Annotated in this window: 20 protein-coding genes; 13 read left to right on the forward strand and 7 right to left on the reverse strand. The window is 64.3% G+C overall.

Features of this window, described 5'->3' with window-relative positions; genetic code table 11:
* Nucleotides 1-128: 128 nt before the first annotated feature.
* Complete coding sequence (locus V0R59_RS26980; protein WP_330075772.1) at nt 129-422, reverse strand: hypothetical protein; 294 nt, start codon at nt 420-422, stop codon at nt 129-131.
* A 62-nt stretch (nt 423-484) separates the two neighbouring features.
* Here V0R59_RS26980 and pbpC point away from each other — a divergent pair, with 62 nt between their 5' ends.
* Nucleotides 485-2,839 carry a peptidoglycan glycosyltransferase PbpC gene (gene pbpC, locus V0R59_RS26985; RefSeq protein ID WP_330075773.1) on the forward strand — a complete coding sequence of 785 codons (2,355 nt, stop codon included), beginning with the start codon at nt 485-487 and terminating at the stop codon, nt 2,837-2,839.
* Nucleotides 2,840-2,842: 3 nt separating this feature from the next.
* Here pbpC and V0R59_RS26990 read toward each other — a convergent pair whose 3' ends face one another.
* Nucleotides 2,843-3,292 (reverse strand): DMT family transporter, encoded by a 450-nt coding sequence (locus V0R59_RS26990; protein ID WP_330075774.1) that lies wholly within the window; start codon nt 3,290-3,292, stop codon nt 2,843-2,845.
* Nucleotides 3,293-3,667: 375 nt separating this feature from the next.
* Between V0R59_RS26990 and V0R59_RS26995 the strand changes: the two genes are divergently transcribed.
* The 3 genes from V0R59_RS26995 to V0R59_RS27005 all read left to right on the forward strand — a co-directional run bounded on the left by V0R59_RS26995 (nt 3,668) and on the right by V0R59_RS27005 (nt 7,243).
* Nucleotides 3,668-4,069: a hypothetical protein gene (locus V0R59_RS26995; RefSeq protein ID WP_330075775.1), complete on the forward strand. Its 402-nt coding sequence runs from the start codon at nt 3,668-3,670 to the stop codon at nt 4,067-4,069.
* 41 nt (nt 4,070-4,110) lie between these two features.
* Nucleotides 4,111-5,466 carry a collagen-like triple helix repeat-containing protein gene (locus tag V0R59_RS27000; RefSeq protein WP_330075776.1) on the forward strand — a complete coding sequence of 452 codons (1,356 nt, stop codon included), beginning with the start codon at nt 4,111-4,113 and terminating at the stop codon, nt 5,464-5,466.
* A gap of 106 nt (nt 5,467-5,572) precedes the next feature.
* Entirely contained in the window at nt 5,573-7,243 is a 1,671-nt protein-coding gene (locus tag V0R59_RS27005) for a ShlB/FhaC/HecB family hemolysin secretion/activation protein (RefSeq protein ID WP_330075777.1), read from the forward strand.
* Between the two features lie 24 nt (nt 7,244-7,267).
* Here V0R59_RS27005 and V0R59_RS27010 read toward each other — a convergent pair whose 3' ends face one another.
* The gene (locus V0R59_RS27010; RefSeq protein WP_330075778.1) at nt 7,268-7,684 is read right to left on the reverse strand and encodes a response regulator; all 417 of its coding nucleotides are present in this window, start codon (nt 7,682-7,684) and stop codon (nt 7,268-7,270) included.
* Nucleotides 7,685-7,745: 61 nt separating this feature from the next.
* Nucleotides 7,746-7,964, reverse strand: coding sequence for a Flp family type IVb pilin (locus V0R59_RS27015; RefSeq protein ID WP_330075779.1), 219 nt, complete (start codon nt 7,962-7,964; stop codon nt 7,746-7,748).
* Nucleotides 7,965-8,282: 318 nt separating this feature from the next.
* Between V0R59_RS27015 and cpaB the strand changes: the two genes are divergently transcribed.
* From cpaB to V0R59_RS27055, 8 genes are read left to right on the forward strand one after another with little or no spacing between them, the layout of a single operon-like run.
* Complete coding sequence (gene cpaB / locus V0R59_RS27020; RefSeq protein ID WP_330075780.1) at nt 8,283-9,212, forward strand: Flp pilus assembly protein CpaB; 930 nt, start codon at nt 8,283-8,285, stop codon at nt 9,210-9,212.
* Nucleotides 9,213-9,233: 21 nt separating this feature from the next.
* Nucleotides 9,234-10,514 (forward strand): type II and III secretion system protein family protein, encoded by a 1,281-nt coding sequence (locus tag V0R59_RS27025; protein WP_330075781.1) that lies wholly within the window; start codon nt 9,234-9,236, stop codon nt 10,512-10,514.
* Entirely contained in the window at nt 10,511-11,710 is a 1,200-nt protein-coding gene (locus V0R59_RS27030; protein WP_330075782.1) for a pilus assembly protein, read from the forward strand. The genes V0R59_RS27025 and V0R59_RS27030 overlap by 4 nt, the downstream gene beginning before the upstream one ends.
* Nucleotides 11,700-12,968: a CpaF family protein gene (locus tag V0R59_RS27035; protein ID WP_330075783.1), complete on the forward strand. Its 1,269-nt coding sequence runs from the start codon at nt 11,700-11,702 to the stop codon at nt 12,966-12,968. The genes V0R59_RS27030 and V0R59_RS27035 overlap by 11 nt, the downstream gene beginning before the upstream one ends.
* Nucleotides 12,965-13,846 carry a type II secretion system F family protein gene (locus tag V0R59_RS27040; RefSeq protein ID WP_330075784.1) on the forward strand — a complete coding sequence of 294 codons (882 nt, stop codon included), beginning with the start codon at nt 12,965-12,967 and terminating at the stop codon, nt 13,844-13,846. Before V0R59_RS27035 ends, V0R59_RS27040 begins: the two co-directional genes overlap by 4 nt.
* A 1-nt stretch (nt 13,847) precedes the next feature.
* Entirely contained in the window at nt 13,848-14,732 is an 885-nt protein-coding gene (locus tag V0R59_RS27045; RefSeq protein ID WP_330075785.1) for a type II secretion system F family protein, read from the forward strand.
* 16 nt (nt 14,733-14,748) lie between these two features.
* Nucleotides 14,749-15,432, forward strand: coding sequence for a tetratricopeptide repeat protein (locus V0R59_RS27050; protein WP_330075786.1), 684 nt, complete (start codon nt 14,749-14,751; stop codon nt 15,430-15,432).
* Complete coding sequence (locus V0R59_RS27055; protein ID WP_330075787.1) at nt 15,429-15,710, forward strand: DUF3613 domain-containing protein; 282 nt, start codon at nt 15,429-15,431, stop codon at nt 15,708-15,710. Before V0R59_RS27050 ends, V0R59_RS27055 begins: the two co-directional genes overlap by 4 nt.
* A gap of 21 nt (nt 15,711-15,731) precedes the next feature.
* Here V0R59_RS27055 and V0R59_RS27060 read toward each other — a convergent pair whose 3' ends face one another.
* A complete protein-coding gene (locus tag V0R59_RS27060; RefSeq protein ID WP_330075788.1) occupies nt 15,732-16,661 on the reverse strand; it encodes a hypothetical protein in 930 nt (309 codons plus the stop codon).
* A gap of 421 nt (nt 16,662-17,082) precedes the next feature.
* Here V0R59_RS27060 and srmL point away from each other — a divergent pair, with 421 nt between their 5' ends.
* Nucleotides 17,083-18,213, forward strand: a complete 1,131-nt coding sequence (gene srmL, locus V0R59_RS27065; protein ID WP_330075789.1) for a PheS-related mystery ligase SrmL — start codon at nt 17,083-17,085, stop codon at nt 18,211-18,213.
* 22 nt (nt 18,214-18,235) lie between these two features.
* On the opposite strand, the gene V0R59_RS27070 is transcribed toward srmL, so the two are convergent.
* Nucleotides 18,236-19,012 carry a response regulator transcription factor gene (locus tag V0R59_RS27070; RefSeq protein WP_330075790.1) on the reverse strand — a complete coding sequence of 259 codons (777 nt, stop codon included), beginning with the start codon at nt 19,010-19,012 and terminating at the stop codon, nt 18,236-18,238.
* 144 nt (nt 19,013-19,156) lie between these two features.
* Nucleotides 19,157-19,627: a prepilin peptidase gene (locus V0R59_RS27075; RefSeq protein WP_330075791.1), complete on the reverse strand. Its 471-nt coding sequence runs from the start codon at nt 19,625-19,627 to the stop codon at nt 19,157-19,159.

Raw genomic sequence — 19,627 nt, forward strand, 5'->3', positions numbered from 1 at the left:
GGGTCTCCCGGGGCGTGCCGGCCCTCAAACGCCGGGGGGGGGGGGGGTACCCCCGGCGGGGGGGGCTTTGACCCCCCCCCCCAACGGGGGGGCCCCCCCGCTCCCACAAGGTCCCTGCCAACCTCTGGTCAATGCACCACCCAACTCAACACCCACAACCCCAGCAGTGCCCAGATGATCCCCGCAATCACCGACGCCCGCATGAATGCCCGCACTGCCGAATACAGCAGCAACAGGCCAATGAGCAGGATCAGGATGCTGACGATCGACGTATCCATCCCCAGCGTGTTCGCCAGCCCGTCGATGAAATTCCCCCCGGCATTGGCCAGCAGGGCGAAAAGCCCGCTCAGGGCATCCACCACGAAACGGATCACGGCGCCCAGCGCCTGCCCCAGCCACTCGAAAAAACCTTCTACCCGCATGGTCGTGTCCTGATGATCGTTACTGCACTTTGGCCATCACTGGGCCGCTTCGGTTCCCGTCCATGTTCAGACTAGCCCTGCCGCGCCAACGCGGTGCCCGCCTGGCAGCGATCAGCGCACTGACCGCGTTCGGCCTGGTTGCCCTGCTGTGGCTGGCCGACCGCATCTGGCCACTGCCCATGCCCGCCGACGACCTGGCCCGCGTGGTCCTCGCCGAGGACGGTACGCCGCTGTGGCGCTTCGCCGATGCCGACGGCGTGTGGCGCTACCCGGTTTCGTTGGACGAGGTGTCGCCGCTCTACCTGCAAGCCCTGCTCACCTACGAGGACCGCTGGTTCTACAGCCATCCCGGGGTCAACCCGCTGGCCCTCGGCCGTGCGGCCTGGCAGAACCTCAGCGGCGGTCGCGTGCTGTCCGGCGGCAGCACCCTGTCGATGCAGGTGGCGCGCCTGCTCGACCCGCACCCGCGCACCTTGCCCGGCAAGCTGCGCCAGTTGTGGCGCACGCTGCAACTGGAGTGGCACCTGTCCAAGCGCGAGATCCTCGAGATCTACCTCAACCGCGCCCCCTTCGGCGGCACCTTGCAAGGCGTGGCGGCGGCGAGCTGGGCCTACCTTGGCAAGTCACCGACGCAACTGACGCCCGCCGAGGCGGCGCTGCTCGCGGTACTGCCCCAGGCCCCCAGCCGGCTGCGACCGGACCGCCATCCGCAGCGCGCCACCGCCGCCCGCGACAAAGTCCTGCAGCGCCTCGGCGAGTACGCGGTGTGGCCCGAACAGCAGATCCGCGAAGCCATGGAAGAACCCCTGCTTCTGGCTCCGCGCCAGGAGCCGGCGCTGGCGCCGCTGCTGGCGCGCCGGCTGAACCGCGCCGACAGCCCGCCCCTGATCCGCACCACGGTCGACGCCGCCCTGCAACGCCGCCTCGAAGACCTGCTGACCGGCTGGCGCGCGCGCCTGCCCGAGCGCACCTCGGCGGCGATCCTGGTGGTGGAGTCGCAGAGCATGGCGGTACGCGCCTACCTTGGCTCGGTGGACCTCAACGACGAACGCCGCTTCGGCCATGTCGACATGATCAGCGCGCTGCGTTCACCGGGCTCGACCCTCAAGCCGTTTCTCTACGGCATGGCCATGGACGACGGCCTGATCCATTCCGAATCGCTGCTGCAGGACGTGCCGCGTCGCTACGGCGACTACCGCCCCGGCAATTTCTCCATGGGCTTCAGCGGTCCGGTGGCGGCCAGTTCGGCGCTGTCGTTGTCGCTCAACCTGCCGGCGGTGCAGTTGCTGGAAGCCTACGGGCCGAAGCGCTTCACCGCGCAACTGCGTGCCGGCGGCATACCGGTGAGCCTGCCGGCACTGGCCGAGCCGAACCTGTCGCTGATCCTCGGCGGTGGCGGCAGTCGCCTGGAAGACCTGGTCAGTGGCTACAGCGCGTTCGCCCGTGACGGCATGAGCGCCAGCCTGCGACTGCAACCGGATGCGCCGCTGCTGGAGCGGCGCATGCTGTCGCCCGGCGCGGCGTGGATCATCCGGCGCATCCTCAGTGGCCAGGCGCGCCCGGATCGCGACCCGCATGCCGAACTGGTGCAGCGTCCTCAACTGGCCTGGAAGACCGGCACCAGTTATGGCTTTCGCGATGCCTGGTCGATCGGTGTCGGGCCCCGCTACCTGATCGGCGTGTGGATCGGCCGCCCCGACGGCACGCCGGTGCCGGGGCAGTTCGGCCTGGCCTCGGCGGCGCCGCTGATGCTGCAGGTCCACGATGTCCTGAGCAACCGCGACAGCCAGCGCGGGATCAGCACGCCGGTACCGCCGGTGCCGGACACGGTGGGTGTCGCGGCGATCTGCTGGCCGCTGGGCCAGCCGCTGGCTCGTAGCGATCCCAACTGCCGCAGGCAACGCTTTGCCTGGACTCTCGAAGGCACCACGCCGCCGACCCTGCTGGCGCAGGATCAGCCACTGGGCGTCGGTTTGCTGGAGCGGGCCTGGGTCAACGGGGAGGGGTTGCGGGTGGATGCCGCTTGCCTGGGCGCCCAGGCGCGAGACATCGCCCTGTGGCCGGCTCCGCTGGAGCCCTGGCTGCCACGGGCCGAGCGCCGCGAGGCACGCTTGCCGGCGCCGGCCGAGCAGTGCCCGCCCCAGGTGCCGGCCACCGCACCGCCGCTGTCCATCGTCGGGGTGCGCGAGGGTGACCAGTTGCGCCGTCCGGCCACCAGTCGCGAGGCGCTGCAAGTGGATGTCTCGGCGCTGGGCGGCGGCGGGTCGCGCTGGTGGTTCCTCAATGACGCGCCGCTGGGCGAGACCAGCGGCCAGGACGCGCTCAAGGCACGCTTCGACGCGGCGGGCAGCTACGAGCTGAGTGTGCTCGATGCCAGCGGGCAGACCGCGCGCCTGACCTTCCAGGTCAGCGACTGAGGATCAGAAGCGGCGGATCATCCACACGCCCGCGAGGATCAGCAGCAGTCCGGCGACCTTGCCCAGGGTCGCCGGGGCTTCCTTGAAGCCGGCCCAGCCGAAATGATCGAGGGTCATGGCCATTGCCAGTTGTCCGGCGAGTACCAGGGCCATGAACAGCATCGCGCCGATCCGCGGGCCGGCGAAGGCCGCGGTGGTGATGAAGAACGCACCCAGCAGGCCACCACTCCAGTGCCACCAGGTCAGTCCTTTCAAAGCGGCAAGGCCGGGCATTTCCCGCTGGCTCAGGACCAGCGCCAACAAGGCGACGCTGCCTACGGCGAAGGAAATCAGCGCGGCGGCCAGCACGCTTGAGACCTGCTTGGCCAGCTGGCCGTTGATACCGGCCTGCAAGGGCAGGAAAGCGCCGGCGATGAAGGGCAGGCAGAGCAGCCACCAGGCGGGGGAGGTCATAGGTTTCTCCTGGAAAAAGGGCGCGGAGTATACGGCGGGTTGACGCCAGATACCCGTCAAATGGTTATAGCGCGAAAGTCGAAGTGCCATTACCTGGGCCGAATTCGGTCTGCAACCCATTGAATAAAAGCGACTTTTTTTGCCATCACCAACGTATAGATCGGGTTAATACCAATCTCAGAATTGTTACACCGCCCACGCCGGACTGAGATAGCTGCACCGAGGTGGAGGATTCACCGAGAAACCTCCGCATCCATAAAAGCAGCGGCAGCGAAAGCAATGGAGTCGCCATGAAAACTCAAGCGTGGATCAAGGCAAGCACGGCACTGGCACTGGTCATGGCTGTAACCCTTTCGGCGGGATGCAGCAGCGGCGGTGGCGGTCATCACAGTTCGGTGGACGGTTCGTCGCAGACCGACGGCGGTACTGGCGGCGGTGATGGTGGAACCGGTGGCGGAGATGGCGGTACTGGTGGTGGAGATGGCGGTACTGGTGGTGGAACCGGTGGTGGTGATGGTGGCACTGGCGGCGGCACTGGCGGTGGTGATGGTGGAACTGGCGGCGGCACCGGTGGTGGAGATGGTGGTACGGGTGGCGGTACCGGTGGTGGAGATGGTGGTACGGGTGGCGGTACCGGTGGTGGCGATGGCGGCACCGGCGGAGGTACCGGTGGCGGTACTGGCGGCGGCACCGGCGGAGGTACGGGTGGCGGCACTGGCGGAGGCACCGGTGGCGGTAATGGCGGCAATGCCGGCGGCACCACGACGCCGCTGGTAGTCGCACAGGTCGTCGATCAGCTGGGTACCGGCGTTTCCGGCTTGGGCACCGGTGTCAGCAGCCTCGGCACCGTGGTCAATTCGCTCCCGGTCATCGGTGCGACCAATGCCGGCGGCCTGGTGAACTCTGCAGGCCAGGCCGTGACCAACGTCGGCACGGGCCTGAGTAACGGGCTTGGCGAGTTGGGTACCGGCGGCAATGCAATCGGCACCACGCTGGCCGGTGTCGGCCAGGGCGTCGCTTCGCTGGGCACTGGCGTCCAGGCCGTCGCCAGCAGCCAGGCCATCGAGCAGATCCCCGTGGTCGGTGGCGTGGTCGGCCAGGTTGGCCAGGCCGTGACCATGATCGGCAATACCCTGAGTACCCAGAGCACGACCGGTGCACTTGGCAATGTCGGCCAGCAACTGAGTAACGCGGTCGTTCCGGTGGTTTCATTGGTTGAAAACACCACCAACAACCTGGGCAGCAAGACCGGGCTGGGGGCGCCGCTCGATTCCGCCGTGCAGAACGTTGGCGGGGTACTGACCAAGGTGGGCAGTACCGTTACTGCGGCGGGTAATGGCAATCCTCTGACCAACGCCGTGGGCGGCCTGGTCAGCAACATCGGCGGCGGCACCAGCACCGCAGGCGGCTTGCTCGGCAACGGTACTGCAGGCGGCTCCACCGGTCTGCTGGAAACCGTCGGTGGCGTGGTCGCCGGCGTCGGCAGCGGGCTCGATGCCGGCAGCAACAATGGCGTGGTCAGCGCTGCGGGCAGCAGCACCGGCGGCCTGGGCAACACCGTGGCGGCGCTCGGTACCGTACTGGGCGGCAATGGCGTCGCCAGCAGCAGCGCGGCAGCACCGGCGGCGGCCCTGGCCGGCAATATCAGCGGCGCGGTGACTCCGGTGGTGAATGGCGTTGCCAGCGTGACCCAGCAAGTGGGCGCGGCGACGGGCCTGGGCGCACCGGTGAACGGTCTGCTCACTCAGGTCGGTGGTGCGGTCAGCAGCCTGGGTGGGCAGCTGGGTGGTGCTACGAACAATCCGGTGGCCGATCAACTGGGTGCGACCGTCAGTTCGGTGGGCGCGACCGTGGCCCAGGCCGGTGGCCTGGTCAACGGGTCAGCCGGCGGCGGTGCTGGTGCAGGCCTCGGCGGTGTGGTCAACACCGTGACCGGCGCCCTGGGCGGTGCGACTGGCGGAACCGGCGGTGTCGGTGGTGTGGTCAACACTGTGACTGGCGCCCTGGGTGGCGCAGTGGGCGGCGTGGTCAATACCGTGACCGGAGCCCTCGGTACCGTCAGTGTCGGCGCCGGTGCCAGTACTGGCAGCGCCAACGCCGGGGCTGGCGCGAATGCCGGAGTGGGTGGCCTGCTCAACGGTGTCACCGGTGGCCTGCTGGGTACCAAGAAGTAAAAAGCCATCAGGGTTGTTAGACGATTTTACGGGCAACACCTACGCTTGAGTCTGACGAGGGAACCGCCTTGGTTCCCTCGTATTTTTCCAGGACATGGAGTGCCCTATGCGATCGATGGCAATCGTGTTAGCGAGTCTTTCCTGGGTCAGTGCGCTATCCGCAGAGCCGCTCCCAAGTTATCTGAACAGCAACGAGACCGAACGCAACCTCCCCGCCCCCAACCTTCCCGCCGACGCCTTCAGGCCGGTGACGCCGAAGCTGAACGTGCCGGTGCCCGCCGCAACCCAGCAAGAACAACTGACCATGAGTACCCGGGTGCTGATCCGCAAGGTGCGCATCGAGGGCGGCAGCGTCTATCCGTTGAGCGAGCTGCGGGAAAACTACCAGGGCGTGATCGATCGGGAAGTGACCCTCGGTGACCTGATCGAAGCGACCCGACGGGTCACCCAGCGTTACCAGCAGGATGGCTACCTGTTGTCCTACGCGTTCATGCCCGTGCAGGATTTCGCCAACGGCTTGCTGCGGGTGGTACTGGTCGAGGGCTATATCCGCGACTACGAACTGCAGGGCGATGTCGGTCGCGTTTCCGGCTACCTGGACGAGCTGGCGGCCAAGCTCAAGGCCGAGCGTCCGTTGACCCGCAAGACGTTCGAGCGCTACACCTCGCTGATGAGCCGGATCCCGGGCATCACTCTGCAGGCGCAGGTACCGCCGCCAGGCACCACCGACGGTGCGAGCAAGATGCTGGTGCAGGCATCACGCAAGCCGTTCACCACCACCATGAACCTCACCGACGGCAGCCGCGACCAGACCCAGGCGCTGTTCGGCGCCAACAGCAACGCACACACTGCGTGGGCCGAGCAGCTCAGCGTCAGCGCGCTGTTTCCGCCCGGCGATGACAAGGAACATTACTTCCGCGTCGACTATTCGCAGAACCTCGACACGGAGGGCACCCAACTGTTGCTGTCGGCCTCGCGCTATCGCAGCGACCCGAGCGCCGTGGTGCGCCTGGAGAACGACGTCAACCTCAAGCAGCACCGCGAGAACGATCGCTACTCCATTGGCCTGAGCCATCCCCTGATCGCCTCGCCCAACGAATGGCTGAGCCTTGCCGCGCGCTTCTATGCGGTCAACGACACCACGGACTACCGGGTGATCGGTTTCCCGTTGAAGGTCAGCACCCACACCGACGTGCGTGCCATGGCCTTCGAAGGTGACTGGCGCAAGGCCACCGACACCCGCTTGCGCATCGTCAGCGCCGGCGTGTACCAGGGCCTGGACCATTTCGGCGCCGATACCAACGCAGGCTACGACCTCGACTTCTTCCGCCTGCGCCTGTCCGGCGTGCAGAGCGACCGCTTCTTCGAAAAATGGCAGGGCGTGGCGTCCGCCGCGTTGTACTGGACCGACGACAGCCTGCCCGACAGCGAGCGCGCGGTGTTCGGCGGGCAGAACTTCGGGCGTGGCTATCCGGTGGACCAGGCCTCGGGCGACAAAGGCTGGGGCGCGGCCTACGAGGTCAACTACAGCTTCCAGCGCGACGGCGACTGGGTGAAGCTGCTGCAACCCTACGTGGTGCTGGATGCGGCGCGGACCTGGTTCAACGAGCTGGCCATCCAGGACTCGAAGATGTCCTCGGCGGCACTGGGCCTGCGCTTTGGTGACGCGCGCTACTACAACATCTCCCTGGAAGTGGCCAAGCCGATGTCGGACATCGCCCTGGACAGCTTCAACCGGCGGCCGCGGTTCACGGTGAGTTTCAGCTACCAGCTGTGATTGCAGATGCGCGACAGCGGCGCTTTAGCGCGCCGCTTGCCGGCTTGGCGGAGCCTGCAGCGGAAACAGGTTGCCCAGGGTTTCCAGCAGGCGGTTGTGGTAGATGGGCTTGCGGAACAGGTCCACTATTTCCAGGCGCTGCAACTGACTGACCGCTTCGAGGTCGGCATGCCCGGTGGTGACGATCACTGGCAGATGCTGGCGTGCCGTGTGTTCGCGCAGTCGTTTGATCAGGGAGATACCGGACTCTTCCGGCATGTTCAGGTCGGTAATGACCAGGGCGATATCCGGATGCCGGGTCAACTGCTGGAGGGCGAACTTCACCGACGTTGCCGTGTGGCAGCGGAAGCCTTCGTTCTCCAGCAGTTCAGCCAGCTCCAGCAATGCGTCCTCTTCATCATCCACCAGCAACAACTGTTGACGCGGGTGGGAAGGTGGCATGGCGTAGTCCTGCTGACAGGGATGCAGTGGTAGGTGTTAGCCCGGATCGATCAGCTGTCGATCACGGAGTGCCGCTACCACCACTACTACCGCTTTGCGCAGCGGGTATTGCGGTCGTGATATCAGTGAAGACCTTGTCCAGGCCGTCTTTCATATCGCCCATGAACGCGGCGATGACGACGGCCACCATGGCCGCGACGATCGCGTACTCGATACCGGAAGCGCCGTCCGTGCGCTTGGCGAATCTACGAATGGATTGCATGATCTTCGACATTTGCATGATGGAGCTCCTTGCACAGACGCGGGTGTTACGGGGACAGCTAATCTCCCTTTGCCATCATGAGCATCGCCAAGAGATAACACCTCGGCAAATGTAAGAAAGCATTAATCCAAAAGTGATAACCCCCTCCCTTCGCTGAGTAAGCCGTTGTTTTCAGAACGTGACGCAGATCACAGCGAATTTTTTCCCCCTCCGTAATGGCGTTTTGTCCTAGCTGCGCTACCGTCAAATAGCGAAATAGTTACTTCCAAGTGTGTATTGGTAGGCCTGTTTACAAGAAGTCACGGGCTGCGGCAGACGGGCAGGGAGGGGCCACACATGAGCAGTCGCATCACGTTGATACTGGCGGGACTGTTCCTCATCGGCGCCATCATCGCCGGCTACTGGGGCCTGATGCTCAGCAAGCAACCGGTGAATCCCGTGGTCGCGACGCCACCGGTGACCGCGCCGGTGGCCCAGGTGGTCAACGACGCCCAGGATGAGTTGCGCAAGCCGGTGGTGGTCCTGCGCCGCGACGCCGCCGCCAACCTTCCCCTGAACAACGAAGACCTCGCCGTGGAGCGCTTGCTGGTGGCGCCGGCCGGCAGTTTCCAGCGTATCGAACAGGTCGCCGGACGCACCCCGTGGCGTGACCTGCCGGCCGGCACCTGGCTGGAAGAAAGCAGCTTCGATGCCGGTGGCCCGCTGGCGCGGATGATCCAGCCCGACGAACTGGCCCTGACTCTGCCGGTGGACGAGGTGAGCGGTGCCGGCGGGCATATCCGCCCGGGTGACTACGTCGATGTCCTGTTGTACCTGCGCGAAGAGCAGAACAATCCCCAGGCCAGTGCCCAGGTCGTGGTGCCGGCCTTGCGCCTGCTCAGCGTCGGCCAGCAGATGGGGCTGGCCAACGACGGGCACCCTGCCGAAGCGGTGGACCCCGATCCCAAGGCCCGCGAGGAAAAACGCCGCAACCTGCCACGCACCGTGGTGCTGGCGGTACCCAAGGCACTGGCCAGCCGCCTGACCCTCGCCGCCCAGGCCGGCAACCTGCGCCTGGCGGTGCGTAGCGCCGAAGAGAAACTGCTGGCCCGCTACTGGGCCGACCCGGGCTCGGCTCCGCGGGCGATCGACGACGCCAATCGCCAGCTCTACCGCTTCAACCAGCTGGCCATGGCCGCCCCCGCGCCGAGCCGCAGCGCCACGCCGGCGCCGCCCCGCGGGATCGAGATCATCCGCGGCGCCCAGTCTGCCGAGTCCTCTCACTGAATCAGCAAGGATGCCTCGCCGATGAACAGCCGTTCCTCGTGGATTTGCTCCTCCAGCCTGCTGGCCTCGCTCCTGGCCCTGCTGCCTTTGTCCCAGGCGCAGGCCGCCGCCAGTGGCTGCACGGCGTTGCCGCGGGTGCCGGCGACCCTGGAAATCGACCAGGGCTTGCAACAGGAACTGCGCTTGCCGGTGAGCATCAGCCGTGCCGCAGTCGGTGACCCGAGGGTCGCCGACGTGCATCCGGTCGGCAACGACGCCCTGCTGCTCACCGCCCTCGGCCCTGGCGCCACCAGCCTGAGCCTGTGGACCGCCTGTTCGAGCACGCCGCGCCAGACCATGGTGTTCGTGCGTGGGCGTGCTGCCGCAGACATGGCCTCGACCTACGTGCCTCCGTCGATGGACGGCGAATTGCCCAGCCAGATCCAGGCCGACATCCGCTTCGTCGAGGTCAGCCGGACCAAACTCAAGGAGGCGGGTGCCAGGCTGTTCTACAACGGCTCCAACAACTCGCTGATCGGCTCGCCCGGGACGGTGCCGAATACATCGGTAACGCCAGGACAGGTGCCGGTAGTCCGCCAGCTTCCCAACGACCAACCACTGACCACGCCACAGATTCCGCTGGTGAACGAGGCGTTCAACATTGTCTGGGGCGGTGGAAGCAGTCGCGCCCTTGTCGCGATCAACGCTCTGGAAAACAGCGGCTTTGCCTACACCCTGGCACGTCCGAGCCTGGTGGTGTTGAGCGGCATGACCGCGAGTTTCCTGGCGGGCGGCGAAATCCCCATCCCGGTGCCCAGCAGTGGCAGCGATAGTCTGTCGATCGAATACAAGGAGTTCGGCGTCCGCCTGGCTTTGACACCAACCATCGTCAGTCGTGACCGGATCAACCTGAAGGTCGCCCCGGAAGTCAGCGAGCTGGACTACACCAACGGCGTACAAATCTCCGGCGTTACGGTACCCGCGCTGAAGGTCCGTCGCACCGATACCAGCATCTCCCTTGGCGATGGCGAAAGCTTCGTCATCAGCGGCCTGATCAACAGCAGCAATCGCTCCGCCGTGGACAAGTTCCCCGGCCTTGGCGATATCCCCATTCTCGGCGCGTTCTTCCGCCAGTCCTCGGTACAACGCGACGAAACCGAGCTGCTGATGATCGTTACTCCGCACCTGGTCCGGCCACTGGCCGCCAACGCTAAATTGCCCGAGCTGCCGGGCGAGCGACTGCGCACCTACGACCCCAGTTGGGGCCGCCTGTTCTTCATGGAAAACGGCGACTTCGATGGTCGCAGTGGGTTATCCCGATGAGTGAAAGCCTGAGCCAGACCTTCCTCGCCATCACCCGCAACGAGGGCGACCTGCAGTGGCTGCAAACTGCGCTCACGCCGCTGGGCCAGGTGGTCGGCGCCGGCAGCGGCAGCCTCGACGAGTTGCTGGCGCTGGTGGACGTGACCTTCGCCAACCTGGTGTTCATCGGTCTCGACCGCGACCACCTGGTCAACCAGTGTGCGTTGATCGAAGGGGTGCTGGAGGCCAAGCCGATGCTGGCGATCGTCGCGCTCGGCGACGGCATGGACAACCAGTTGGTGCTCAACGCCATGCGAGCCGGCGCGCGGGATTTCGTGGCCTACGGCTCCCGCGCCAGCGAGGTGGCCGGGCTGGTGCGGCGCCTGAGCAAACGCCTGCCGCCGGTGACCAGCAACCCGCACCTGGGCGGCCTCACCGTACTCTATGGCACCCAGTGCGGCTCCGATGGCGCGTTGCTCAGCGTGCACCTCGGCCAGGTGGTGCAGAAGAGCGGCCAGCAGACACTGCTGCTGGACCTTGGCCTGCCACGGGGCGACAGCCTGGCCCTGCTCGGGCTGGAAGCCTCGTTTCATTTCGGTGACGCCCTGCGCCACCTGCGCCGTCTCGACAGCACCCTGATCGACAGCGCCTTCGCCCGCGAGGCCAGCGGCCTGCGCCTGTTGGTCTACGCGCCCGGCGACGAACCGCTGGAACGCACCAGCGCCGCCGAGCTGTACATGCTGCTCAGTGCCCTGCGCCAACATTTCCAGCACATCATCGTCAACCTCACCGGACAGGTCGACTGCGAGGCCCTGCGCACCTTCGTCAGCCATTGCGACAAGTTGATCTGGTACACCGACCAGAATGTCATCGAGTGCCGGCGCAACCTGGAGGTGCTCAACACCTGGCGCGAAAAGGGCATGAACCTGGAGCACGCCAAGCTCCTGGTGGACCGCTACCTGCGCAGCGTGATTCCCGATGCCGAAGCCCTCGGCAAGCGTTTCGCCCTGCCAGTGCTGACCGAACTGCCGTCCAGCCCCGAGGTGCGCCTGAATTCGCGCAACCAGGGCCTGAGCCTGTTCGAGCTGGCGCCGCGGGACAACCTGACCCAGGCCCTCAAGACCCTCGGCGAGCGCCTGGCGCGGCGTTCGGAAAACCTCAAGCCGAAGGCCGACAACTGGCTCAGTCGGCTGTGGGGCGGCAAGCATGAGCAGTGACGAACTGTTCGGTGGCCCCCGGCACAACCTCGGTTCCGATCCGCAGGCGCTCAAGCGTGCGCTGCACCGCTACATCATCGACGCCATCGAAGACTCCGGACGCAACCTGCTGGAAGGCGCGCGTCCGGCCCTGGCGCAATTCGTCGTCGAGCAGGTCGGTGAATACATCGCCCGCCTGCACCTGGCCCTGTCGCGTTATGAAATGGAGCGCATGGCCGAGGAGCTGGTGGACGAACTCACCGGCTTCGGCCCGCTGGAAGTGCTGCTGCGCGATACCAGCGTCACCGAGATCCTGGTCAACGGACCGTTCCGGGTCTTCGTCGAGCGCGCCGGCGTGCTGCACCAGACCGACCTGCGCTTCATCGATGCGCACCATGTCGAGCGCGTCATGCAGCGCATCCTTGCGCCGCTGGGGCGGCGCCTGGACGAGTCGTCGCCGATGGTCGACGCGCGCATGCCCGACGGCAGCCGGGTCAACGCGATCATCCCGCCGGTGGCGCTGGACGGGCCCTGCCTGTCGATCCGCAAGTTTCGCAAGGACATGCTCAAGAGTGCCGACCTGCTGGCGACCCGGGCCATCGATCCGGGGATCCTGGAGTTCTTCGAGAATGCCGTGGGCAAGCGCTGCAACATCCTGGTCAGCGGCGGCACCGGCACGGGCAAGACCACCTTGCTGAACATCCTCAGCCAGCTCATCAGTCCGCACGAGCGCCTGGTGACCATCGAGGACGTGGCCGAGCTGCAACTTGACCACCCCCATGTGGTGCGCCTGGAAACCCGCCCGCCCAATGCCGAGGGCCATGGCGAAATCAAGGCCAGCGAACTGATCCGCAACGCCTTGCGCATGCGCCCGGACCGCATCCTGCTCGGCGAGATCCGCGGCGTCGAGGTGATCGACGTGCTCACCGCGATGAATACCGGGCATGACGGCTCCATGAGTACCGTGCACGCCAACACCGCCCAGGACGCCCTGCTGCGCCTGGAAACTCTGGTCGGCCTGACCGGGCGCCAGGTGGCGGAGAAAACCTTGCGGCAGATGATCTGCGCCGCCCTCGACGTGGTCATCCAGCTGGCCCGCCTGCCCGATGGCCGGCGCTGTATCAGCGAGGTGCTGGAAGTGGTCGGCATCCGCGACGATGTCTATGTCACCAACACCCTGTTCCGCTTCGACCGGCGGGGTAGCGGCGGTTTCGTCCGCGAGGCGGTCAATCCGGCCGGCGACAAGCTGCGCCGCGAGCCGCAGGAGTCGGCGCCTTGATCGCCGTGCTGCTGGGCCTGTGCGGGCTGGTCTTGCTGGCCGCCTCGGTGGGGCTGTTCTACAACGGCGTGCGCAAGTCCGCCGAGGAGCGCACCCTGCAGCGCCTCGGCCAGTTGCCCGAAGCGGTTGTCGTGGAAAAGCCGGTCCGTGGCGGGCTGGAACTGCTCCTGCTGCGAGCCGGCTTCGACCTGAACGCCGATCGCCTGATGCTCTGGGTCGCGGCCTGGCTCTTGCTGATCGCCTTGGGCCGCCTGTTCTTCGGCTGGCCAGGGGCGCTGCTGATGCTGGTGCTCGGTCCGCTGCTATGGCGCCTTTACATGGGCTGGCGCTACCGGCGGCGCCTGCAGCGCATGATCGAACAACTGCCGACCCTGCTCGACCATGCCGTGCGTAGCCTCAAGGCCGGGCGCACTCTCAGCGATGCGGTGCTGGGGGCCGTCGATGTCTGCGCCGACCCGCTCAAGAGCGCCATGCAGCGGGTCCAGCGCAACGTGCAGATGGGGGTCAGCCTCGATGAGGCGTTGCAGGACCTCGCCGAACTCTACGACCAGGATGAATTCCGCGTCTTCGCCCTCGGTCTGCGCATCAACCACCGCTATGGCGGCAGTTCCAGCGAACTGCTGGAAAACCTGGTCAAGCTGATCCGCGAGCGCGAGCAGGCTGCCCGCCAGTTGCGCGCGATGACCGGGGAAACGCGCATGACCGCCCTGGTCCTGGCGATGCTGCCGATCGGTATTGCCGGCTATTTCCTCCTGGTCAATCCGGCTTACCTGCTGTCGATGTGGAACAACCATGACGGCCAGTTGATGCTGCTGGCGGCATTCACCCTGCAGGTGCTGGGTTGCCTGGCGCTGTGGCGCATGTTGCGGAGTATCTGAGATGGCCTTGCTGATCAGTGCCGGGCTGTTCCTCCTGACCTTCCTCTTGCTGGTCAGCGTGCTGGCGCGCCAGCACCGCCGCGAGCGACTGGTGAGCTTGCGCCTGCAGGGCGAGCAGACTCATGCAGCGCAAGAAGAGGGATGGCTGGAACGCCTGGGCACCAGCGCCCTGGCCCAGCGCTCCCTGAGCCTGGACAGCGAGACCCGTGTGCTGCTGGACCGGATCGGCTGGCGGCGAACGCGCCAGCGGTCATTGTTCGCTGCCTTGCAGATCGGCGTGCCTTTGCTGGCGCTGGGGCTTGCGCTACTGCTGCAGGAACTGTTCCGTGGCGGCGACTCGGCGCGCTGGCTGTGGCCAACCATGGCCCTGGGCCTGGGCTACCTGTTGCCCAAGCGCACCCTGGCCTGGGCTGCAGCGCGGCGTCAGCGGCAGGTCGCCGACGAGGTGTCGAGCTTCATTCCGTTGCTGCGCATCCTCTTCGACGCAGGGCTCGCGGTGGAGCAGAGCCTGCGCATTCTCAGCATCGAGGGGCGGCAACTGCTGCCGGTGCTGAGCGAGGAACTGCGTCTGATCCTGGTGCGGGTCGACTCCGGCCTGGCCCTGTCGCCGGAGCTGGAGCAGACGGCGCGGCTGCTCTCGGTGGATGAATTCAACGACACCTGCGTGATTCTCCAGCAACTGCTGACCCAGGGCGGCGGGGCGATGAAGTCGCTGCTGGCGCTCAAGCAACTGCTCGACGACCGGCGCCTGACCCGGCTGCAGGAACGGGTTTCAAAGATGTCCGGAAAGATGTCCGTGGTGATGATGGTGTTTCTGTTTCCCGCCTTGCTCATCGTCCTGGCGGGACCGGGGCTCAGTGCGCTGGCCCGGGTGTTCGGTTCCTGAAAAAGGGGAGAGTGTCATGCGAATCGCTGGATTGATGCTGGGCGCGCTGCTGCTCAGTGGCTGCGCCGGCCAGAACGGTGCGCCGTGGCTGGCCTTGCAGGCGGGCGGGACGAGCTGTGCCAAGGTGGATTCATCGCAGCAACTGGCACTCAACCTGGCTGACGAGATGCTGGCCGATGGTCGTCCGCACGCGAGCCTGGCGCACCTCGAAGAGATGCCGGACAGCCTGGCCGAGGTGCGCATCCGCAAGGCCAAGGTGCTGCGCCTGCTGGGCAGCAGCGAGGCTGAACCGCTGTACCGCAGCCTGCTCGGCGGCTGCATGGGCGCCGAGGCAGAGCATGGCCTGGGCCAGTTGGCGGCTTCCCGCGGCGACAATGTCCAGGCCCGCCAGCACCTGATGCGGGCCGTCCGCCTGGCGCCCACCGACGAGAAGGTGCGCAACGACCTGGGGGTGGTCTATCTCAACCTGGGTGAACTGGAAAAGGCCCGTTTCGAATTCCTTACCGCCATCGAACTGAAGGATGGCGACCGCCTGGCAGCGGTCAACCTGGTGACCCTGCTGCTGTACCAGGACAAATGGCAGCAGGCGGCCGATCTGGTCAGTCGCCTGGGCCTGAGCGCGGCGCAATTCAGCGAAGCCCAGGCGCGTGCCGAGCAACTCAAACCCGGCGGTGAGCAAACGCCACGGAGGTCTTCATGAAGATTCGATTCCTGACATCGATGCTGCTCGCCGGCTTGCCGCTGGCCGCCTCGGCCATGCCGCCGGGGCCGTCTTCACCGCAGCAGGCCGTCACCGAGGCCTGGGTGCAGCTCCAGCCCAGCGGCGAGAAGGCTTCCGCCAAGGCGCAGAGCAGCACGGCGCGGGAGCATGACAAGAGCATGGAGCGGTGGTTGAAGGTGTACGACTACAAGATCCCCGAGGTTTTCAAGTGGGAGAAGATGAGCTCGGGGAGTTCGGGGGGATCAGGAGGCAATTGAGCTGCCTCCTGTAGTCTCGGCTCAAACCGGGCTAACGGGATCTACTCGGGTCTGTGGGCTCAGGAAATCGATATGAAAACCGCTTGAGCCGTCGCCGAGCGCGACATGCAAACCCTCGATGCCTTCGTTGATCTGAGAGTTGATCGTGTAGTCGATAATGCCGTTTAACGCGGTATTGACACCGATGGCGAACTCGGTGAGTGCCAGGCCGCGTGGGCCTGCAACTTTTTGGAGAAGGGCAGCGTAGTCAACTTCACTACACATGAAGGAAGTGACAATGTTTTCGGTGACATGAAGAACTCCTCCATGTTTGGCCAGCAGGCTGGCAAGGTTCTCCAAGTCATCATTCAGTGCAGCCGCTTGAGGGAGAGTGTTATTCCTCAGGACGATCAGAATGCCTGATATGTGAAGACTCCCTGTAAAGTTGAAAGGACAAGGGTGTTTCGGGTTCATATGTGCGTAGTGCACCTCGAAGAACTCTGCCAGCGAGTGGATATAGCCGTTACCTAGGTCTTCCGCGATCAGAGCGTAGGGTGTGGCCTTTTCGAGTACCCTGACCGCTCCTCGCGAGTTATTTCCGCTCACCCTCAGGTTGCGAAAGTTATTAAGTGTTTTAAGGACTTTTCTCTGCGTGCGCAGCGCCATGTCAAAGTCGCTTTTCATGATCAGGTCCAGCGTGTACTCGGCATGCATTACCGTTGCTTTGAATACATGCAGAGCACAAAAAACAGATTGCTTGTTGCTTGCTCTCTCTGCAGCTTCAAAGGTATGTCTTGCAGCGTCGTGGCTGAAAGAAAAAACCAGGCTGCAAGGCGGTAGGGCGTGATTCTGCATCAGCGGCTGAGTGCGGAATCCTTTTTGGGCGGAGGCGGCGAGAAAAGCTTCGCTGTCGGAAAGGATCAAAGCGTGCTCTGCGTTTATCCAGCCTACTGAGTGGTTTTTATTAGGCATGAAGTTCTCCTTGCAAGGTGTAGAGAGAGCCTCTACACCTTGGGTTTACCGACAGTTATTCGTCAGAGTGGGCCCAGACCAGTGGAGACCAACCAAAGTTTCCTGGCCCAGAGGCAGTGCGTGCAAGATCTTTGAAGTCCATAGGGTCATTCATGAGTTTGTCATTGTTATATGCCCTCGAAATTGAGGGTCGTCGGATTTTTTTGCTGTGAGCTACCGGATGGCAAGAATTTTTTTGTTAAATCCTTGAAATATTTATATGGCCTGCTGAGTAAGGATGTTTAAGTTTTTGAAGATTTTTCTGAGAGGGTTTTCTGGTTTTTATAAAGCGTCTTGCACTTCCAAATACTGAGGAATTAGCTTTTGTCGTGGTCTTTTGGTCATGTGGTTATGTGTATTGCATATATGGGGATTACAAGAGATGGCTACAAAAACCTGTATTACGCCGACTCAACTGGAACATGCTCTAGCACTGAAAGACCTGACGCTCTGGTCGTCCAATTCACACGCGGTGCACTTGATGGCAAGCGAAGTACTGGAGGGGCTGCGTGAGCGAGGCTGGCCAACAGCCGAAGTCGTTACTGGCCCAAGGGTAGTGCACGCCAGGGAAAACTATGCACTCTTGGGGTACTCCCCCGACGAAGTAACCCTGGGTAGCGAACACACTCGCTGGGTGGATCAAGAACGGCTGCTGCGTACGCAGACGACCAGTCAGATTCCGGCAGCATTGCAGGCTGCCGCCACGGCGAGAAAGCCTGGTGAGATGAGGTTGATCGCTGCTCCCGGGATTACATTTCGCCGGGACACTCGTGACCGCTGGCACTGCGCCGAACCACATCAGATGGATGTCTGGGTCCTGGGGGAGCCAGCGCTTTCCAATCGAAAAGATCTTCTGAGACTTGTACGGGACATACTGGAAGCAGCAACCCCCAGCCTGGGCTGGGTGTTCAGCGACAGCCCGCATCATTACACCGATGAGGGCATCGAGGTAAATCTGTTGGCTGACGAGAAAGCCATCGAGGTGCTGGAGTGTGGTTGCATCGCTCGCAGCCTCCTCGAACGCCTTGGCATCGATCCAGAGCAACACGGTGGCCTCGCACTGGGCATGGGCTTGGACCGCCTGACCATGTTACGCAAGGGACTACCTGACATTCGCTTGCTGCGGGATGAACATCCTCGGGTGCAAGCGCAGATGCACGACTTGTCGCAATGGCGACCTGTTTCGCGCCTGCCGTCGACGAGCAGGGACATTTCGCTTGCTGTTTCGCCAGGCCTAAGTGAGGAAGCGCTGACGGAGAAAATGCTGAATGCAGCTGGAGAGCATGCCTGCTGGATTGAGGAAATGCAGATCGAGGGACGCTGGGCCTATGGTGATCTTCCTGAGCAGGCTATTCAGCGTCTGGGTTTGATCCCAGGCCAGGAAAACGTGCTCCTGCACATCGTGTTGCGTGATGCTTCGCGGTCCATCACCACCGAGGAGGCGAATCAGTTGTACGGAGTCATCCAAAGCGCAATGCATGAAGGTGAGCCAGGAGGAGGGTACCGTCTATAGCGATTCTCCTGACGCCTCTTTCTCAATGCTCCGTCGCTCGCTGCCGCAGCGCCGGGTTGTTGGGCGACAAGGCCAGCGCCAGCTGGGTGCGGTTGTGCATGTGGGTGAGGCGCAGCACCTGCGATACATAGAGCTTCACCGTGTTCTCGGTTATGCCCAGCTCGCAGGCGATCTGATAGTTGGTCTTGCCCTGGCCCACCAGTCGCGCCACGTCCAGCTGGCGGGGTGACAGCGGGGCGAAGATGGTCGGTACGGCGTCGCTGTCCGCCTCGGCGTCCTCGGGCGCATCCTGCCGGGCCGGTGCCTGGGTGCGGGCCTTGTCGAGGTCGTGGTAGAGGTCGTCGATGGACTCCGCCAGGTACTTCAGCTTCTGGTTCAGGTGACCCAGTTGCTGGAAATCCTTGTGCCGCGCCAGCAACACGTTTTCCTGGCGCTGCAGGCCTTCGAGCAGTTCCTCCAGGTCCACCGGCTTCTGGTAGTAATCGGCGAAGCCTTCGCGCAGGGCCTTGATCACGTCCTGCTTGTCGGCGCGGCCGGTGAGCATGATGGCTTCGAAGATGCGCTCCGGCCCGGCCCTGCTCTTGAGCGCCTTGACCAGCTCGATGCCATCGTACTCGGGCATGTTCAGGTCGCAGACCACCAGGCCGATCGTCGGGTCGGCGATGAAGCGATCGATGGCGTTGACGCTGGAGTGGCAGGGAACGCAGCGATAACCACTGCTTTCAAGAAACTCGCAAAGCTCTTCGACGATCAATGGCTGGTCATCGACGACCAGGACTTTCACTTGGCTGGCTGGCATTTTGAATGGCGACTCCATGCTGTCGTGCCCTCCCTGAATGCTGCCAAGGAGCGGTCCCGGGTCACGGTGGGGCACTAACTAAAAAGTAGTCGCTCCTTTCAACTATTTACAAGGAGTGACACTGGAGTTAGACGGCCCAGGCGACTAATGGATCCATATGATTGCGAGCAAGAAGCCGCTGAGCAGGAAGGGGGCGAAGGGTTGTTTGTCTGACATCCGCTCCTGCCAGTCGCGGACGCGCTTCTTAAGCTTTTGATTCAACAGGGACCATAACCAGCGGCGGCCCGCCAGCCAGGCGATCAGGGTGATGCCGGCGCCGATGAAGGTGCCGAGCAGATACCACTGGTCGGTTGCCAGGGCCAGGGCACCAAGCAATTTCACGTCGCCGGCCCCCAGGCGACCAAGGATATAACCGGGAAGGGTTAGCACCATCACCAGGGCGAGGGCCAGGGCGGCGTCGGCGGGCTCGGCGCCGATCCAGGTGTGGCCGGTGAGGAACAGGTAGGCAAGGGCGAAGAGGGCGGCACCGAATGTCAGGGTGTTGGCGATCTGCCGTTCACGGACATCCTGTTCGGCGCAGAGGGCAAGCCACAACAGCAGGACGAGACTTTGCAT

This window comes from Pseudomonas ulcerans (genome assembly GCF_036324125.1).
GTDB classification, from domain to species: domain Bacteria; phylum Pseudomonadota; class Gammaproteobacteria; order Pseudomonadales; family Pseudomonadaceae; genus Aquipseudomonas; species Aquipseudomonas ulcerans.

Coding starts and splice junctions, on each gene's coding strand:
- V0R59_RS26980 (WP_330075772.1), bottom strand. CDS start 422: ATGCGGGTAGAAGGTTTTTTCGAGTGGCTGGGGCAGGCGCTGGGCGCC.
- pbpC (WP_330075773.1), top strand. CDS start 485: ATGTTCAGACTAGCCCTGCCGCGCCAACGCGGTGCCCGCCTGGCAGCG.
- V0R59_RS26990 (WP_330075774.1), bottom strand. CDS start 3,292: ATGACCTCCCCCGCCTGGTGGCTGCTCTGCCTGCCCTTCATCGCCGGC.
- V0R59_RS27005 (WP_330075777.1), top strand. CDS start 5,573: ATGCGATCGATGGCAATCGTGTTAGCGAGTCTTTCCTGGGTCAGTGCG.
- V0R59_RS27010 (WP_330075778.1), bottom strand. CDS start 7,684: ATGCCACCTTCCCACCCGCGTCAACAGTTGTTGCTGGTGGATGATGAA.
- V0R59_RS27015 (WP_330075779.1), bottom strand. CDS start 7,964: ATGCAAATGTCGAAGATCATGCAATCCATTCGTAGATTCGCCAAGCGC.
- cpaB (WP_330075780.1), top strand. CDS start 8,283: ATGAGCAGTCGCATCACGTTGATACTGGCGGGACTGTTCCTCATCGGC.
- V0R59_RS27025 (WP_330075781.1), top strand. CDS start 9,234: ATGAACAGCCGTTCCTCGTGGATTTGCTCCTCCAGCCTGCTGGCCTCG.
- V0R59_RS27030 (WP_330075782.1), top strand. CDS start 10,511: ATGAGTGAAAGCCTGAGCCAGACCTTCCTCGCCATCACCCGCAACGAG.
- V0R59_RS27035 (WP_330075783.1), top strand. CDS start 11,700: ATGAGCAGTGACGAACTGTTCGGTGGCCCCCGGCACAACCTCGGTTCC.
- V0R59_RS27045 (WP_330075785.1), top strand. CDS start 13,848: ATGGCCTTGCTGATCAGTGCCGGGCTGTTCCTCCTGACCTTCCTCTTG.
- V0R59_RS27050 (WP_330075786.1), top strand. CDS start 14,749: ATGCGAATCGCTGGATTGATGCTGGGCGCGCTGCTGCTCAGTGGCTGC.
- V0R59_RS27055 (WP_330075787.1), top strand. CDS start 15,429: ATGAAGATTCGATTCCTGACATCGATGCTGCTCGCCGGCTTGCCGCTG.
- V0R59_RS27060 (WP_330075788.1), bottom strand. CDS start 16,661: ATGCCTAATAAAAACCACTCAGTAGGCTGGATAAACGCAGAGCACGCT.
- srmL (WP_330075789.1), top strand. CDS start 17,083: ATGGCTACAAAAACCTGTATTACGCCGACTCAACTGGAACATGCTCTA.
- V0R59_RS27070 (WP_330075790.1), bottom strand. CDS start 19,012: ATGCCAGCCAGCCAAGTGAAAGTCCTGGTCGTCGATGACCAGCCATTG.
- V0R59_RS27075 (WP_330075791.1), bottom strand. CDS start 19,627: ATGCAAAGTCTCGTCCTGCTGTTGTGGCTTGCCCTCTGCGCCGAACAG.